The following is a 15,817-nucleotide window of genomic DNA, read 5'->3' on the forward strand; positions in this document are numbered from 1 at the left end:
GCTGATACTGTGCAGTTCATGAACCTGACTGCGCAATACCGTTCGCCTGCCGTCTGGCCTGTCAGGACGACTTTTCCAGTATTTGTAACTGCTGCGATGAACCCTGAACACGTGGCAGAGTGTGGCCGCAGGATAATGCGCTCTGAGTTTCCCGATTAACAAGAACTGTTCAGGGAGTCTGACATCAAGAGCGCTGTAGCCTTTTTTAATATTTCGTTTTCCATTTCAATGCGTTGTACCTTCTTCTTGAGCTCACGTATTTCGATTTGTTCCGGGGTTATGGGAGAGGCTTTTAGCGTTTTCCCCTGTCGCTCATCACGCAGTTGTTTTACCCATTTTGTCATCGTAGAAAAACCGACGTCCATGGCTTTTGCTGCTTGCGCGGCGGTGTAATTTTGGTCGACAATCAGTTGAGCGGATTCGCGTTTGAATTCAGGACTAAAATTTCTTCTTTTCATTGGTGCACCCGTGTTGTTCTGAGGTGAGCATATCACCTCTGTTCAGGTGGCCAAATTCAGTGTGCCCCTACACTGTGCCAGCATCATGCGCGCATCGGCAATCTGCTTCTGCTGATCGTTCAGAGCCTGCACCTTGCGCTCGAGCAGGGCCCGACATTGACGCATGATCGCCATCTCATCGCGCAACTTGATGGCGGTACTGCGCTTGACCGACTCATCAACCGGCTGGGCCGGGGATTGCGCAATCAGGGATTTATAGTGCCGTTGTTTGATGATCTCGCGTGTTTGTTCCGGCAAACAATCGATGTGGTACTCGAAAGCCTTGGTGCCTGAACGCTTACGGACTAAATCGGGTGAATTTGCAGTCCGCTTATTCAATGACCAGCGAAGTCCCTGCAAGATGCCAGGCAATCCGGGTAAACCGACTCACTCACTCACCGTAACAAACATAATTACGACACCTTGCTCATATAACGACTCGGCCAAATGCTGGCCGGATCCACATTGAGTGCATTAGTGATAATGCGTTCACCTTTTGGATAGGGACGATACAGCGCGTTTTTTAACGTGCTGGACGCCAGCCCTGCGCCGCGGGAGAGATCTTGCATGGTGATCCCCTTCTTGTGCAGGGAGGCCAGGATATCAATCCGGTGCCAGTCACGATGATTCACTTCATTTCTATCTATCATTCAATTACTTTAAAAAGTTAACCATGCGGGTAAGTCATGGGGCTTACCCATACAGCAATGACATCTCAAACTTAAGACAAGTAAAGCAAATAATGAATTTTCTTTTCTGATCGCCCCATATGAGAGATATTTTTGTATTTTATTAACTATAATCAATAAGTTATAGAGAAAAGAAAATGAGGAAGAAGAAAACAAGTAATTTTGCTTTTGATATGGACGGAAAAGAAAATTTTGTCGGACGCCTTAAACAACTTATGGGCAATAGAAGCGCCAGAGCTGCTGCAAGTGAATGGGGGTTATCCTTCTCAACATTGCACAACTATTTAACTAGAGGTACAGAACCATCTTTTACAGTGGTGCAGGGCATTGCATATAAGGAACACGTCAGCCTGGACTGGCTTGCATTTGGTTCATCATGCACTCAAAACGAAGTGGCCTCAACTAGCGAGATTCAGTCGGTTAACGAGGAAAGCTTAATGGAGGGATCCTTTAGAAGCTACTTGGCATATGATTTATAAGTCGCTGAATAAAAAAGATTTAGAGGTATTAATAAACCTGCTTTTGCAAGAAGAGGCAAAGGGTGTATTGGCGTTATCAGGACGTAAAGATGACTTAGATTGCCTGTTACTCCAACTTCCAAAAGAAGAAAAAAAACGTCTGATAGCCCTACACGAAGCTAAAAAGGGGGCGGTATCTGAAGAGTGTGCAGTAGCAGATGTGGCAAGCTTAAACTGTAAGAAAAGTGGCGCGGCCTAAATAAAGATTAGGCCATTATCTATCTCATTTCATTATTTTTATGATTTACTAATAGTTTTTAACTTAATTCACATATATTTAATGGGTGCCTAAAAGGCGTTTAAACTACCTTTAAATCTGCTTAAACCACAATCATTCGAGTCCAGAATTTAGTGCAAAAAAACCATTTTTTGCCCATTTTTTTGCGACGAGTCCAGAATCTGTAAAATCTCTGTAAGCCGCGCCATTAAAGGGCTTACAGCTAACCCATCGTTTAACTTAAGAGTCCAGAAATGATTGCCACCCCACAATTGCGCGCGCGCGGCTTCGGCGTGACGGTCATCAACCCGGTGGCAAAACTGCTGGCGCAGAAGGAGAACTGGAGTCGACGGTGGATATCGCGGAATCTACCCGGCGCATCAATGATGCCGCGATCCCCGCCGATCACATCATCCTGATGGCGGGCTTCACCGCCGGTAACGAGCGCGGCGAGCTGGTAGTGCTGGGTCGCAATGGATCCGATTACTCCGTGGAGGTGCTGGCGGCCTGTTTGCGCGCCGATTGTTGTGAAATCTGGACCGACGTGGACGGCGTGTATACCTGCGATCCTCATCAGGTGCCGGATGCGCGTTTATTGAGTCAGCTTTCCTATCAAGAGGCGCTGGCGCTGTCTTATTTCGGCGCCAAGGTTTTTTATCCCCGCACTATCGTTCCCATTGCATAGTTCCAAATTCCCTGCCTTATCAAAAATACTACCAATTTTTAGGCGCTCGGTACCCTGATCGGGCCGACCAGCGGCGAGGAAGGCAATCCGGTCAAAGGTATCACCCATCTGAAAAATATGGCGATAACCAACGTTTCTGGTCCCGGGATGAAAGGGATGATCGGTATGGCGGCACGGGTTTTTGCCGCTATGTCGCGCGCCCGCTGGGCGCTGGAAGAGGAATTTTACCTGGAGCTCAAAGATGGGCTGCTGGAGCCGCTGGATGTTATCTCCCGCCTGGCGATCATCTCGGTGGTGGGCGATGGCATGCGCACGCAGCGCGGCCTGTCCGCCAAGCTGTTTGCGGCGCTGGCTCGCGCCAATATCAATATTATCGCTATCGCTCAGGGATCGTCCGAGCGTTTCATTTCGGTGGTGGTAGACAATGACAGCACCACCACCGGCGTGCGGTGGCGCATCAGATGCTGTTTAATACCGATCAGGTTATCGAGGTGTTCGTTATCGGCGCGGGTGGCGTCGGCGGCGCGTTGATCGAGCAGATCCGCCGCCTGCATGCGTGGCTAAAAGGCAAACATATCGATTTGCGGGTGTGCGGTATCGCCAACTCGCGCGCGCTACTGACCAATGTGCACGGTATCGATCTGGCGAACTGGCAGGCGGCGCTGGCCGAAGCGCGCGAGCCGTTCTATCTGGTGCGGTTGATCCGGCTGGTAAAAGAGTACCATCTGCTCAACCCGGTCATCGTCGACTGTACCAGCAGCGAGGCGGTAGCCAATCAATATGCGGCTTTTCTGGCGGACGGCTTCCACGTGGTGACGCCTAACAAGAAAGCCAATACCGCCTCAATGGATTACTACCATCAGATGCGCGCCACCGCCGCAGTCTCGCGCCGTAAGTTCCTTTATGATACCAACGTTGGCGCCGGTCTGCCAGTTATCGAAAATTTACAAAATTTATTGAATGCCGGCGATAAGCTGACACAATTTTCCGGTATTCTTTCCGGCTCGCTGTCCTTTATTTTCGGCAAGTTGGACTAGAGGATGTCGCTGTCGGCGACGCCGCTGCTGGCACGCGGCAACGGTTACACCGAGCCTGACCCCCCGTGATGATCTTTCCGGTATGGATGTGGCGCGCAAGCTGCTGATTCCGGCGCGCGAAGCGAAGTATACCCTGGAGTTAATGGATATCGACGTCTAGCCGGTGCTGCCAGCAAGTTTTGACGCCGGCGGCGATGTGGACGCTTTTCTTGCCCGACTGCCGACCTTGGACGCTAAGTTTGCCGCCAGAGTGGTGAAGGGCCGCGCGGAAGGGCAGGTGCTACGCTATGTGGGCAGCAGCATTGACGAAGGGCGCTGTAAAGTCAATATCGAGGCGGTGGGCAGCAACGATCCGCTGTTCAAAGTGAAAGACGGGGGAAACGCGCTGGCGTTCTCAACCCGCTATTATCAACCGTTACCGCTGGTGCTGCGCGGCTATGGCGCTGGCAATGATGTCACCGCCGCCGGCGTATTCGCCGATCTATTTACGCACGCTGTCATGGAAGTTGGGAGTTTAACATGGTTAAAGTGTATGCGCCGGCCTCAATCGGCAACGTCAGCGTGGGATTCGAGGCGCTGGGTGCGGCGGTGTCGCCGGTGGACGGGACGCTACTGGGGGATTGCGTCAGCGTATCCCGCGCGACAGCTGCAGCCTGCAAAGCGTCGGGCGCTTTGTCGACAAACTGCCGGCAGAGCCGGAGCAGAGTATCGTTTATCAATGCTTGCAGCGTTTTTGCGAGGCGGCGGGGGAAACGGTGGCGGTTGCCATGCGGCTGGAAAAAAACATGTTCATCGGCTCCGGTCTCCGGTTCCAGCGCCTGTTCGGTGATACCGGTGCTGCGGTGGCGCATGCGTTCTACGGCCTGGAGAATGTGCGGGTCGTGATCCTTTACCCCGAAGGCAAGATCAGCCCGCTGCAGGAAAAACTCTTTATGTACGCTGGGCGGCAATATTCACACCGTGGTGGTACAGGGCGATTTCGACGCCTGCCAGGCGCTGGTGAAACAGGCGTTCGATTTCGATGATGAAGAATTGAAACAGATGCTAGGGCTGAACTCCGCCAACTTTATCAATATCAGCCGTCTGCTGGCGCAGATTTGCTATTACTTTGAAGCGGTGGCGCAACTGCCGCAGTAAGCGTGTAATCAACTGGTAGTGTCGGTATCGAGCGGCAATTTCGGCGATCTTACCGCCGGTCTGCTGGCAAAAACCCTGGTGCTGCCGGTGAAGCGTTTTATCGCCGCCACCAACGCCAACAATACCGTACCGCAGTTTTTACGCGACGGACGTCAGCCAGCCCAATAATTGGCCGCGGGTGGAAGAATTGTTCCGGCGCAAAAACTGGCAACTGACCACGCTCGATTACGGCTGCGTCGACGATACTACCACCGCCGAGACGATGCGCGAGCTGGCGGGATTGGGCTATATTTCCGAGCCGCATGCCGCCATCGCCTACCGCCTGTTGCGCGACAGTTTACAGCCGGGGGAGTACAGATTATTCCTCGGCACCGCCCATCCGGCCAAGTTCAAGGAGTCGGTAGATACAATCCCCGGCCAGAGTCTGCCGTTGTCGCTAGCGCTGCCGGTGCGTGCGACGTTGCCGTTGCTGTCGGAGCGCATGCCTGCGTCCTTCTTCAGCGCCCTGCGCACGCTGAAGCTGGGGCTGGCGTCCTAGCGACATGTCGCCGCGGGTTTCATCTTCGCGCGGCGCAGTCGCTTTGGTCGATATGTCCGCCGGCGCCAGGCTGTGTTCCTGGCTCGCGGGTGGCATGTCGGGTAACGCTAGCGTCAACCGGCGTCGCGGCGGCGCATGAGCGCGCCACCGGCGGTCTTTGGCTGCGGTGTTAACCGTCCTGTTGCGGTCGTTTGAATACCCATTCATTGTCGCTGGAGGCCGCGGCGTCGAATCGATAACCGCCCGCATCAAAGGCCTTCAGCTGCTCTGGCTGTGTCAACGCTTCGGTAATGATAAAGCGGCTTATCATGCCGCGGGCTTTTTTGGCGTTGAAACTGATCACCTTGTACTGGCCGTTTTTTTTCATCCAGAAACACCGGTTTGATGACCCGCCCGTTAATCCGCGCCGGCTGCACCGCGCGGAAATACTCCTCCAAAGCCAGATTAATCACCAGAGCGTCGCCCTGTTCCGCCAGCGCCTGGTTGAGTTTGTCGGTAAGCGTAGTGCCCCAATTGTGATACAAAGAGGCCCCGGCCGGATTGGCCATACAGATCCCCATCTCCAGCCTGTAAGGCTGCATCAAATCCAGCAGACGCAGTACGCCGTACAGCCCGGACAACATCCGTAGGTGCCGTTGGGCAAAATCGAATTGCGCTTCGCTGAAGGTTTCTGCCGCCAGCCCGGTATAAACATCCCCCTTGAAGTCTAATATCGCCTGTCGCGCGTTGCCGGAAGTGAACGGCGTCTGCAAGGCCTGAAAGCGTGCGGCGTTCAGATCGGCCAATTTATCGCTAATCCCCATCAGGGCGCCGATACGCGCCGGCGTCAGCTGCCGGCACAGATCGATAAGCGCCGCCGACTGAGGCAGTAATTCGGGCTGCGTGTAGCGCCGGGTTGCCAGCGGACTCTGAAAATCCAGCGTTTTCGCCGGAGAAATAACGAGAAGCATTGCAAATTCCTGTTGTCGCGAAAAAAACGGGCGCCGGTTATGTCGCGGCGGCGCGTTAACAATCAAGGGGTTTGGGCGCTGCCGTCCGCCTGCTTTCCTGGTGTGACGGAGTCGGCCGTCCCCACAGATCCGGCGCCAACTGCGGTGCGATAGCCGGGAAGTTTACCGCATAAAATGTCGGTAGTTTCCCGATGGCGCGCTGGCTATTGTAATCATTGGCCAGCATCAACACGACCGGCGACAGCAATAAAAGGGCGATTAAGTTGGTTATCGTCATCAGGCCCATCGCCAGGTCCGCCAGTCGTCAGACCACCGACAAGTACCATGGTCAGGGTCAGCAGACGCAGCAGCCATTTCAGATTCATCGGCTGCGGCACGAAAAAACGCAGGCTGTTTTCCGCATAAGCGTAATTACCAATGATGGCGGCGAAGGAGAACACAAACACCAAAACCATGAGTAGCTGCATGCTCCAATGACCGGTAACCGTGGGCAGCGCTTGATTAATCAGCGCGATGCCGTGGAGATTGGCATAAGCATGCTCCAGTGTGCCGGAGGTGAGGATGATTGCGGCCGTGGCGCTGCAGATTACCAGGGTATCGATAAACACCGCCACAACATCTGAATATAGCCTTGCGAGGCGGGGGCGGCGGCGGCGATATTCGGCGCCGAGCCGGTGCCCGCCTCGTTTGAGAACAGACCGCGCTGTACCCCTTGAAAAATCGCCTGCGCCAGGCCATAGCCGGCCAGCCCCGAGGCGGCCTCCGCCCGGCCAAAGGCGCTATTAAACGTCAGGGCGGCGACCGTCGCGAGCTGGCGCCAGTGACGCACGACCACCCAAGCCGCCAGCAATAAGTAGAGAATACCCATTGTTGGTACCAGCCACTGGGTCAGACGGGCGATGGCGCGAAGACCGCCGAAAATGACCGCGGCACTCAGGATAAGCAGCGCCAGGGTTATCGGCCAGCGGCCCATGCCAGACAGCTGCTGCGCGGACAGCATAATCGCGTTGGCCTGAACGGCGCTGAAAAAACCGTCATAGCCCGCCAACAGAAAAAGGGTAAATAACGTGCCCATCCAGCGCAAACCGAGTCCGGTGGCCATATACCAAGCCGGCCCGCCGCAGGCGTTGCCGCGGCCGTCGCGTATTTTGTACAGCTGCGCCAGGGTGCTTTCCGCAAAGGCGGTCGCCATGCCAATCAACGGCGCCAGCCACATCCAGAAAATGGCGCCCTGTCCGCCCAGGATCAGCGCGATGGCGACGCCCATCAGGTTACCTTACCGCAGCCGATACGGGCGGCAAGGGAGGTGCATAAGGCCTGAAACGGTGAAATACCGCCGCCGCCGCGCGTCCCTGAGTCTTTGAGAATCGTGAAGGTATGGCAGAAATGGCGTATCTGGATAAAGCCAGTGCGTAGCATAAACCAGATGCTGGTTCCCAACAGCAGATAAATTAACAGTAAATCCCATAACAGGTTATTAATAAAATTCAATGGCTCAGCCATCGTTCCTTTTTTCCTGCTCCAGCATCCTGGCTGGGTGTTGTAGGGCCTGGCGCCCATTTTACCTATTTTCCGGATGATTTCATCGATAGGTGCGACAGGTAAAAGTCCGCGTCCGGCCGCTTTCCGCCGCTGCCGCCCGTGCTATCATTTCAGCGCTGTATGTCCGATTCCTCAGAGCACGCGACAACATGAGAACATGATTATGACAGACAAACTCAGTTCCCTGCGTAAAATGACCACCGTCGTGGCCGATACCGGCGATATTACCGCCATTAAGCGCTACCAGCCCCAGGACGCGACCACGAATCCGTCGCTGATTCTCAACGCCGCCCAAATCCCGGAATACCGCGGCTATATCGACGACGCCATTGCCTGGGCGCGCGGACAGAGTAACGATCAGGCGGCACAGGTGATCTACGCCGCCGACAGGCTGGCGGTCAATATCGGCATGGAAATTCTGAAACTGGTGCCCGGCCGCGTTTCGACCGAAGTGGACGCTCGCCTTTCTTACGATACCGAGGCCAGCGTTGCCAAGGCCAAGAGCCTTATCAAACTCTATAACGATGCCGGTATTGGCAGCGAACGTATTTTAATCAAGCTGGCCTCTACCTGGCAGGGTATCCGTGCCGCCAAACAGCTGGAAAAAGTAGGGATCAACAGTAATCTGACGCTGCTGTTTTCTTTTGCCCAGGCGCGCGCCTGCGCCGAGGCGGGCGTGTATCTGATTTCTCCCTTCGTCGGGCGTATTCTCGACTGGCATAAGGCCAACGGCGAACGCCAGACTTTTGCCCCGGACGAGGATCCCGGCGTGGTATCGGTTACCGCCATCTATCGCTATTATAAAGAGCATGGGTATGACACCGTCGTTATGGGCGCCAGCTTTCGCAACAGCGGCGAGGTTATGGCATTGGCCGGCTGCGACCGGCTCACTATCGCGCCGGCGTTGCTGAAAGAGCTGGCGGAAAACGAGGGGGAGCTTGAGCGTAAACTTTCTTATACAGGGCCGGTGAAGGCGCGACCGGAGAAATTAACTGAAGCGGCCTTTCTCTGGCAGCATCATCAGGATCCCATGGCGGTGGATAAACTGGCGCAGGGTATCCGTAATTTCGCTGTTGACCAGGAAAAACTGGAGAAAATGCTGGGCGAACTGCTGTAACGTAGACCGCCGGCTGTTCCGTCGGCGGAGCGAAAAAAAACCTTTACGGCCCGGCGGGGCCGTTTTTTTATGGCGCCGCCGCCCGGCGCCCGCGATCGTGGTTAAGAAGAACATTATTATGCAAACTTGTCGCATCGGGCTGGTATCCATTTCAGACCGTGCCGCCCGCGGTATCTATGTCGATCAGAGGTTGCCGGCGCTTGAAGCGTGGCTGAACCGCGCCCTTAATTAGCCCGTTCTGCCTCAAAACCCGGCTGGTGCCGGACGAGCAACCTTTGATCAAGCAAACGCTGCGCGAATTGCTGGATGAGAGCGGTTGCCACCTGGTCCTGACCACCGGCGGCACCGGGCCGGCGCGGCGCGCGATGTCACGCCCGACGCTACGCTGGCGGTGGCCGATCGCGAAATGCCGGGGTTTGGCGAGCAAATGCGGCAAATCAGTCTGCACTTTGTTCCTACGGCCATTTTATCACGCCAGGCCGCCGTTATCCGTAAACAGTCCCTGATCCTTAATTTGCCGGGCCAGCCAAAATTGGTACAGGAGACGTTGGAAGGGGTAAAAAATACGCACGGCGAGGTTGAGGTTCAGGGCATTTTCGCCACCGCGCCCTATTGTATCCAACTGCTGGATGGCCCTTATTTGGAAACCGAGCCTTCGGTGGTGGTGGCGTTTCGACCGAAAAGTGCGCGCAGGGCAGTGGACGAGTGAGCGCCGCGGCGATAATGGGCACCTGGCGCCGCGTTCATGACTTATTGCCTGAACGGTAGACATTTTTACCGAGCCAGTAAGTGTAAGTTTACAAGGCGTGATATATTGTTGCCATTTCTCTTGTCAAGCGCAGATGATTATGCAGGACGAACGTCACCGCCGGTCGAATCGGCAGGATTATAAGACGCTTACGCTAGCGGCACTGGGTGGGGTGTTAAAGTTTTACGACTTTATTATCTTTGTGTTTTTCGCCGGGGTGAGGGGCAGCTGTTTTTCTCGGCGGACATGCCGGAATGGCTGCGCCAGATGCAAACTTTCGGTATTTTTGCCGCAGGCTACCTGGCGCGGCCGCTGGGGGGGGGGATCGTAATGGCGCACTTCGGCGATAGGGTGGTGCGCAAGAAAATGTTTACCCTGTCTATCCTGCTAATGGCGCTGCCGATGCTGCTGATTGGTCTGTTGCCGACCTATGCCGCGCTGGGTATCGCGGCGCCGCTGCTGCTATTGTTGTTGCGGATCCTGCAGGGCGCGGCCATAGGCGGCGAGGTTCCCGGCGCCTGGGTCTTTTTGTCGCCGAACACGTGCTCGCCCGGCGCATTGGTTTTGCCTGCGGCGCTCTTCAGCCGGGCTGGCCGTCGGTATTCTGCTCGGCTCGTTTGTGGCCACGGTTATTAACCAATTACTCCCCGCCGGCATCGTGGTGGTTATCCTGATAGCGCCGCTGTGGCTGTAACAATAGCAGGGCGCCACAGCCACCGTGGCGCTGCCGGCCAATTGCATGGCGATTATCGCCCTGGCGTTCGGCCGCATCATCGCCGGCGTGTGATAGACAGGTTCGGGGCGCAAAAAACCTTTGTTGCCGGCTGCGCCCTATTGGGCGTCGGCAGTTGGATCTTTTATTACGGCGACGTCACCCATCCGGCGCAACTGTTCCTGACCTACGGTATAGCCGGTTTCTTCGTCGGCATAATGGGCGGGGTGCCTTTTGTCATGGTCCACGCGTTTCCGGCGCCGGTGCGGTTTAGCGGTATTTCCTTTTCCTACAATATTTCCTACGCCCTTTTCGGCGGCCTGACGCCCATGGTGGTGACCTTATTGATGAAAGTGACGCCAATGGCGCCGTCCTGGTACGTGCTGGCGCTGGCGCTGATGGGCGGCGCGCTGGGATTTGCGCTGCCGGGACAGGTCAAAGGCGCGCTGCCGCGCACCGATCGAGCTAAAGCGGTCTTGTAAAACCTCCTTTGGCAGGCACGCCTGACCTTAGGTGCGTTAAATTAGGGGTAATTAATTTACTGTAAATAATTAAATATATTAGCTAATTCGCCGTGCGTTCAGAGGCGAAACGCCCGGCGTATAGGGTGCCGTCGCCGTTTTTTTTTGCCATTACCCCTTGATGCAGGGCGGCATGACCCCATCTTATTTGCATCCAACGTTGTTAAACCTGGGAAATTATCAGGCGGCGAAAACTTGAAAAGATAATTTTCGGCCGCATATCAGGTTTACGACCACAATAAAATTAAACTTTAGTGGAGATGTTTAGATGGGAAAAATCATTGGTATCGACTTGGGTACGACCAACTCCTGCATCGCAATTATCGAAGGCAGCAAACCTCGCGTACTTGAAAACAGCGAAGGCGATCGTACGACCCCTTCCATCATTGCCTATACGCAGGATGGTGAAATTCTGGTTGGCCAACCGGCTAAACGTCAGTCCGTCACTAATCCGCAGAACACGTTGTTCGCCATCAAGCGTTTGATTGGCCGTCGTTACCAGGATGAAGAAGTACAGCGCGATGTCAGCATCATGCCGTACAAAATCGTCGCGGCTGACAACGGCGACGCTTGGCTGGAAGTTAAAGGCCAGAAAATGGCGCCGCCGCAGATTTCCGCAGAAATTCTGAAGAAAATGAAAAAAACTGCGGAAGACTATCTGGGCGAACCGGTCACCGAAGCGGTTATCACCGTGCCGGCCTATTTTAACGATACGCAGCGCCAGGCGACCAAAGACGCCGGACGTATCGCCGGTCTGGACGTCAAGCGTATCATCAACGAACCGACCGCGGCCGCGCTGGCCTACGGCCTGGACAAAGAAACCAGCAACCGTACCATCGCGGTTTATGACCTGGGCGGCGGGACCTTCGATATCTCGATTATCGAAATCGATGGTGTCGATGGTGAAAAAACCTTTGAAGTGCTGGCGACCAACGGCGACACCCATTTGGGTGGCGAGGATTTCGACAGCCGTCTTATCAACTATCTGGTCGACGAATTCAAGAAAGATCAGGGTATCGATCTGCGCAACGATCCGCTGGCGATGCAGCGCCTGAAAGAGGCGGCCGAAAAAGCCAAGATCGAGCTGTCCTCCGCGCAGCAGACCGACGTCAACCTGCCGTACATCACGGCCGACGGCTCCGGTCCTAAGCATATGAACCTGAAAGTGACCCGCGCCAAACTTGAGTCACTGGTGGAAGAGCTGGTCAATCGCACGCTTGAGCCGCTGAAAGTGGCGCTGAAGGATGCGGGCCTGTCGGTTTCCGACATCAAAGACGTTATCCTGGTCGGCGGGCAGACCCGTATGCCGCTGGTGCAGAAGAAAGTCACCGACTTCTTCGGCAAAGAGCCGCGTAAAGACGTCAACCCGGACGAAGCGGTGGCCATCGGCGCCGCGGTTCAGGGCGGTGTACTGGCCGGCGACGTGAAAGACGTGCTGCTGCTGGACGTTACCCCGCTGTCGCTGGGTATCGAAACCATGGGTGGCGTAATGACACCGCTGATTTCTAAGAACACCACCATCCCGACCAAGCACAGCCAGGTGTTCTCCACCGCGGAAGACAACCAGTCCGCCGTGACTATCCATGTGCTGCAGGGGGAACGTAAGCGCTCCGGCGATAATAAATCGCTGGGCCAGTTCAACCTGGACGGCATTGCGCCTGCCATGTGCGGTACGCCGCAGATTGAAGTGACGTTCGATATCGACGCCGACGGCATTCTGCATGTCTCCGCCAAGGACAAGAACAGCGGCCGCGAACAGAAGATTACCATCAAGGCCTCCTCCGGTTTGAACGAAGAGGAAATTCAGAAGATGGTGCAGGAAGCGGAAGCGAACGCCGAATCCGACCGCAAGTTTGAAGAGCTGGTGCAGACTCGTAACCAGGCCGACCATTTGCTGCACAGCACCCGTAAGCAGTTGGAAGACGCGGGTGACAAACTGCCGGCTGATGACAAGACTGCCATTGAGGACGCGCTGAAAAATCTGGATACCGCCCTGAAAGGCGAGGATAAAGCCGATATCGAAGCAAAAATGCAGACGCTTATTCAGGTGTCCGGCAAACTGCTCGAAGTAGCTCAGCAGCAGGCACAGGCGGCCGGCGATGGCGGCGCCAAGGCGGACGATGATGTTGTTGACGCCGAGTTTGAAGAAGTTAAAGATAAAAAATAATCGCCCTGAACGGGCACGGCGGCGAGGTCGTTTACCCCGCCGCTGCGGGCAACAGGCACGGGCGTCGGGGGAACTCTGCGCCCGTGCACGCATGTTGAGGGCAGGAAGAGACAACGATGGCGAAATCAGACTACTACGAGATTTTGGGCGTTTCCCGGGATGCGGAAGAGCGTGAAATCAAAAAGGCCTATAAACGCCTGGCGATGAAATTCCACCCAGATCGCAACCCAGGGAATGCCGAAGCCGAAGCGAAATTCAAAGAGATTAAAGAAGCCTATGAAGTGCTGACTGACGCGCAAAAGCGCGCCGCCTACGATCAGTATGGTCATGCGGCCTTTGAACAGGGCGGCAGGGGGGCCGGCGGCGCGGATTTCAGCGATATCTTTGGCGATGTGTTTGGCGATATCTTTGGCGGCGGCCGGCGTCAGCGCGCCAGCCGGGGCGCAGATTTACGCTATAACATGGAGCTTTCCCTTGAGGAGGCGGTGCGTGGCGTGACACGTGAAATCCGCATTCCGACGCTTGAGGAGTGCGATGTCTGCCACGGCAGCGGCGCTAAGACGGGGACGTCGGCAGTCAGCTGTCCGACCTGCCACGGCCAGGGGCAGGTTCAGATGCGTCAGGGCTTCTTCGCGCTTCAGCAGACGTGTCCTACCTGTCAGGGACAGGGCAAAATCATCAAAGATCCCTGCACCAAGTGCCAGGGCCGTGGTCGGGTAGAGAAATCCAAAACGCTGTCGGTGAAGATCCCGGCCGGCGTGGATACCGGCGATCGCATCCGTTTGTCGGGCGAAGGGGAAGCGAGGGAGCATGGGGCAGCCGCAGGGGATCTGTATGTACAGGTCCAGGTGCGCAAACACCCCATCTTTGAACGCGAAGAAAACAGCCTGTACTGTGAAGTGCCGATCAACTTTGCCATGGCGGCGCTGGGTGGCGAGATCGAAGTGCCGACGCTCGACGGCCGGGTGAAGCTGAAAGTGCCGGCGGAAACACAGACCGGTAAACTCTTCCGCATGCGTGGCAAAGGCGTGAAATCGGTGCGCGGCGGTTCCCAAGGGGATCTGCTGTGTCGGGTAGTGGTGGAAACACCCGTGAAACTCAACGAGCGGCAGAAACAACTGCTGCGGGAGCTGGAAGAAAGCTTTGGCGGGCCGAGCGGCGATCAGAACAGTCCACGCTCGAAAAGCTTTTTCGCCGGCGTGAAAAAATTTTTTGACGATCTAACTCGTTAATCGGGCCCGCACACGGCTCGCATCTCCCCGGCCTCCGCCAGGTTTTTTTTGCCGCGCCTGCGGCGCCGTAAGCGCTTTTTCGCCGGTTCTGGGGGCGGTTTTCATTTACCCCCACCGCCTCTTGTCGCACAATATTCCCCTGCCCGCAACGACTGAGGAACACTATATGATAGCTGCGTCTTTACGCCGCATGATCACCCACCCGGCCACCGGCGGCGTATTGCTTTTCGTCGCCGCGCTTGCCGCTATCGTGATGGCCAATACCGACGCCCGCGCGCTGTACAACGTCATCATTCACTTTCCTGCACAATCTAATAGCGCGACACCTTCGCACCTGACCTTGCTGACGATGGTTAACGATGGCTTGATAGCGGTGTTTTTTCTGGCCGTCGGTTTGGAAATAAAATACGAACTGCTGCAGGGCGCGCTCAATAGCCGCACGCGGGCAGCCTTTCCCGCTATCGCCGCGTTGGGTGGCATGGTGGCGCCGGCGGTGATTTATAGTCTGGTGACAGCCGGGACGCCCGTATTGCGCGCCGGATGGGCGATTCCGGCCGCCACCGATATTGCCTTTGCCGTCGGCGTATTGACCTTGCTGGGAACGCGGGTGCCGGTCAGCCTGAAGGTGTTCCTGCTGGCGCTGGCGATTATTGATGACCTGGGTGCGATAGTGATTATCGCGTTGTTTTACAATACCACACTTGAGCCGCTGGCGCTGGCCGCGGCGGGCGCCGTGATCGGCATCATGGCGCTGATGAATCGCGCCAATGTTCGTTTTCTGTCGCTCTACCTGCTGCTGGGGGCGGTATTGTGGGGCTGTATCCTGCTTTCGGGTATCCATGCGACGCTCGCCGGCGTGATGGTGGGGGGGCTTATCCCGCTCACGCTGCCCGCCTCCGAAGTATCTCCGGCGCGAGCGTTGGGGCACCGGTTGCAGCCGTGGGTGGTGTATCTGATCCTGCCCCTGTTCGCCTTCGCCAACGCGGGGATTTCGCTGCAAGGCGTGGCGCCCGGGCATTTGACCTCCTTCTTGTCGCTGGGGATCGCCGCCGGGCTGGTGGTCGGTAAACCGCTGGGGATAGTATTGTTCACCGCTGCGGCGGTGAAACTCAAACTGGCCAGGTTGCCCGCCGGCATCGCTTTCCGGCACATTGCCGCGGCGGCCGTGTTGTGCGGTATCGGCTTCACCATGTCGATTTTTATCGCCAATCTGGCGTTTGGGCATGATGTTCCGGAAAGGATTGTGCTGGCGAAAGTCGGCATTTTATCCGGCTCGGTGATTGCGGCGGTGCTGGGTTACCTGCTGCTGCGCGCTATCCTGCCGCAGCAGCAGAGTAGCGGGGTCAGTGCTGGTCGGGGGTTAACGGATGAAGGCAATACGCGGGCCCAGTTAGCAAATGGGAAGGAAAGTTTGCGAAGTTGGCCGGTGCGCTTTCCCCCACAGCCGGCCCTGGCTGGTTTGCGGGCATAAAAAAACCGGCCAGGGCCGCTTTCTCAACAAAGCACAACG

8 protein-coding genes and 8 pseudogenes are annotated in these 15,817 nt (G+C 56.1%); 11 read left to right on the top strand and 5 right to left on the bottom strand.

Annotation, left to right across the window (positions count from 1 at the left end):
* The 3 genes and pseudogenes from ACTBDU_RS07285 to ACTBDU_RS07295 all read right to left on the bottom strand — a co-directional run.
* A pseudogene (locus ACTBDU_RS07285) lies at window positions 1–458 on the bottom strand (transposase); the annotation flags it as partial.
* A 42-nt stretch (window positions 459–500) separates the two neighbouring features.
* On the bottom strand, window positions 501–836 hold the full coding sequence (locus ACTBDU_RS07290) for a hypothetical protein (protein ID WP_438806020.1): 336 nt from the start codon (window positions 834–836) through the stop codon (window positions 501–503).
* A 74-nt stretch (window positions 837–910) separates the two neighbouring features.
* Window positions 911–1,147 (bottom strand): helix-turn-helix domain-containing protein, encoded by a 237-nt coding sequence (locus ACTBDU_RS07295; RefSeq protein ID WP_438806021.1) that lies wholly within the window; start codon window positions 1,145–1,147, stop codon window positions 911–913.
* A 176-nt stretch (window positions 1,148–1,323) separates the two neighbouring features.
* Here ACTBDU_RS07295 and ACTBDU_RS07300 point away from each other — a divergent pair, with 176 nt between their 5' ends.
* The 5 genes and pseudogenes from ACTBDU_RS07300 to thrC all read left to right on the top strand — a co-directional run.
* On the top strand, window positions 1,324–1,665 hold the full coding sequence (locus ACTBDU_RS07300; RefSeq protein ID WP_438806022.1) for a helix-turn-helix domain-containing protein: 342 nt from the start codon (window positions 1,324–1,326) through the stop codon (window positions 1,663–1,665).
* 43 nt (window positions 1,666–1,708) lie between these two features.
* Entirely contained in the window at window positions 1,709–1,903 is a 195-nt protein-coding gene (locus ACTBDU_RS07305; RefSeq protein ID WP_438806023.1) for a hypothetical protein, read from the top strand.
* 290 nt (window positions 1,904–2,193) lie between these two features.
* A pseudogene (locus ACTBDU_RS07310) lies at window positions 2,194–4,161 on the top strand (bifunctional aspartate kinase/homoserine dehydrogenase I); the annotation flags it as partial.
* Window position 4,162: 1 nt separating this feature from the next.
* Window positions 4,163–4,474: pseudogene (locus tag ACTBDU_RS07315) on the top strand (GHMP family kinase ATP-binding protein); the annotation flags it as partial.
* Window positions 4,468–5,318, top strand: a pseudogene (thrC, locus tag ACTBDU_RS07320) (threonine synthase); the annotation flags it as partial. The pseudogenes ACTBDU_RS07315 and thrC, both read left to right, overlap by 7 nt.
* A 169-nt stretch (window positions 5,319–5,487) precedes the next feature.
* Here the strand turns inward: thrC and yaaA are convergent.
* A pseudogene (gene yaaA / locus ACTBDU_RS07325) lies at window positions 5,488–6,268 on the bottom strand (peroxide stress protein YaaA).
* 55 nt (window positions 6,269–6,323) lie between these two features.
* Window positions 6,324–7,771, bottom strand: a pseudogene (locus ACTBDU_RS07330) (alanine/glycine:cation symporter family protein).
* A 202-nt stretch (window positions 7,772–7,973) separates the two neighbouring features.
* Between ACTBDU_RS07330 and tal the strand changes: the two are divergent.
* From tal to nhaA, 6 genes and pseudogenes are all read left to right on the top strand, one after another.
* Entirely contained in the window at window positions 7,974–8,927 is a 954-nt protein-coding gene (tal, locus tag ACTBDU_RS07335; protein ID WP_438806052.1) for a transaldolase, read from the top strand.
* A gap of 118 nt (window positions 8,928–9,045) precedes the next feature.
* A pseudogene (mog, locus tag ACTBDU_RS07340) lies at window positions 9,046–9,636 on the top strand (molybdopterin adenylyltransferase).
* A gap of 139 nt (window positions 9,637–9,775) precedes the next feature.
* Window positions 9,776–10,869: pseudogene (locus ACTBDU_RS07345) on the top strand (MFS transporter).
* Window positions 10,870–11,176: 307 nt separating this feature from the next.
* Window positions 11,177–13,075: a molecular chaperone DnaK gene (dnaK, locus tag ACTBDU_RS07350; RefSeq protein WP_438806024.1), complete on the top strand. Its 1,899-nt coding sequence runs from the start codon at window positions 11,177–11,179 to the stop codon at window positions 13,073–13,075.
* 116 nt (window positions 13,076–13,191) lie between these two features.
* Window positions 13,192–14,307 (top strand): molecular chaperone DnaJ, encoded by a 1,116-nt coding sequence (gene dnaJ / locus ACTBDU_RS07355; protein WP_438806025.1) that lies wholly within the window; start codon window positions 13,192–13,194, stop codon window positions 14,305–14,307.
* 166 nt (window positions 14,308–14,473) lie between these two features.
* Window positions 14,474–15,778, top strand: a complete 1,305-nt coding sequence (nhaA, locus tag ACTBDU_RS07360; RefSeq protein WP_438806026.1) for a Na+/H+ antiporter NhaA — start codon at window positions 14,474–14,476, stop codon at window positions 15,776–15,778.
* Window positions 15,779–15,817: the final 39 nt, after the last annotated feature.

Source organism: Sodalis sp. (in: enterobacteria), assembly GCF_051710625.1.
Classification (GTDB): domain Bacteria; phylum Pseudomonadota; class Gammaproteobacteria; order Enterobacterales; family Enterobacteriaceae; genus JBPESN01.

What these genes read in the sequence shown, in the direction of transcription:
- ACTBDU_RS07300 (WP_438806022.1), top strand. Translation starts at nt 1,324, where the DNA reads ATGAGGAAGAAGAAAACAAGTAATTTTGCTTTTGATATGGACGGAAAA.
- ACTBDU_RS07295 (WP_438806021.1), bottom strand. Translation starts at nt 1,147, where the DNA reads ATGATAGATAGAAATGAAGTGAATCATCGTGACTGGCACCGGATTGAT.
- dnaK (WP_438806024.1), top strand. Translation starts at nt 11,177, where the DNA reads ATGGGAAAAATCATTGGTATCGACTTGGGTACGACCAACTCCTGCATC.
- dnaJ (WP_438806025.1), top strand. Translation starts at nt 13,192, where the DNA reads ATGGCGAAATCAGACTACTACGAGATTTTGGGCGTTTCCCGGGATGCG.
- nhaA (WP_438806026.1), top strand. Translation starts at nt 14,474, where the DNA reads ATGATAGCTGCGTCTTTACGCCGCATGATCACCCACCCGGCCACCGGC.
- tal (WP_438806052.1), top strand. Translation starts at nt 7,974, where the DNA reads ATGACAGACAAACTCAGTTCCCTGCGTAAAATGACCACCGTCGTGGCC.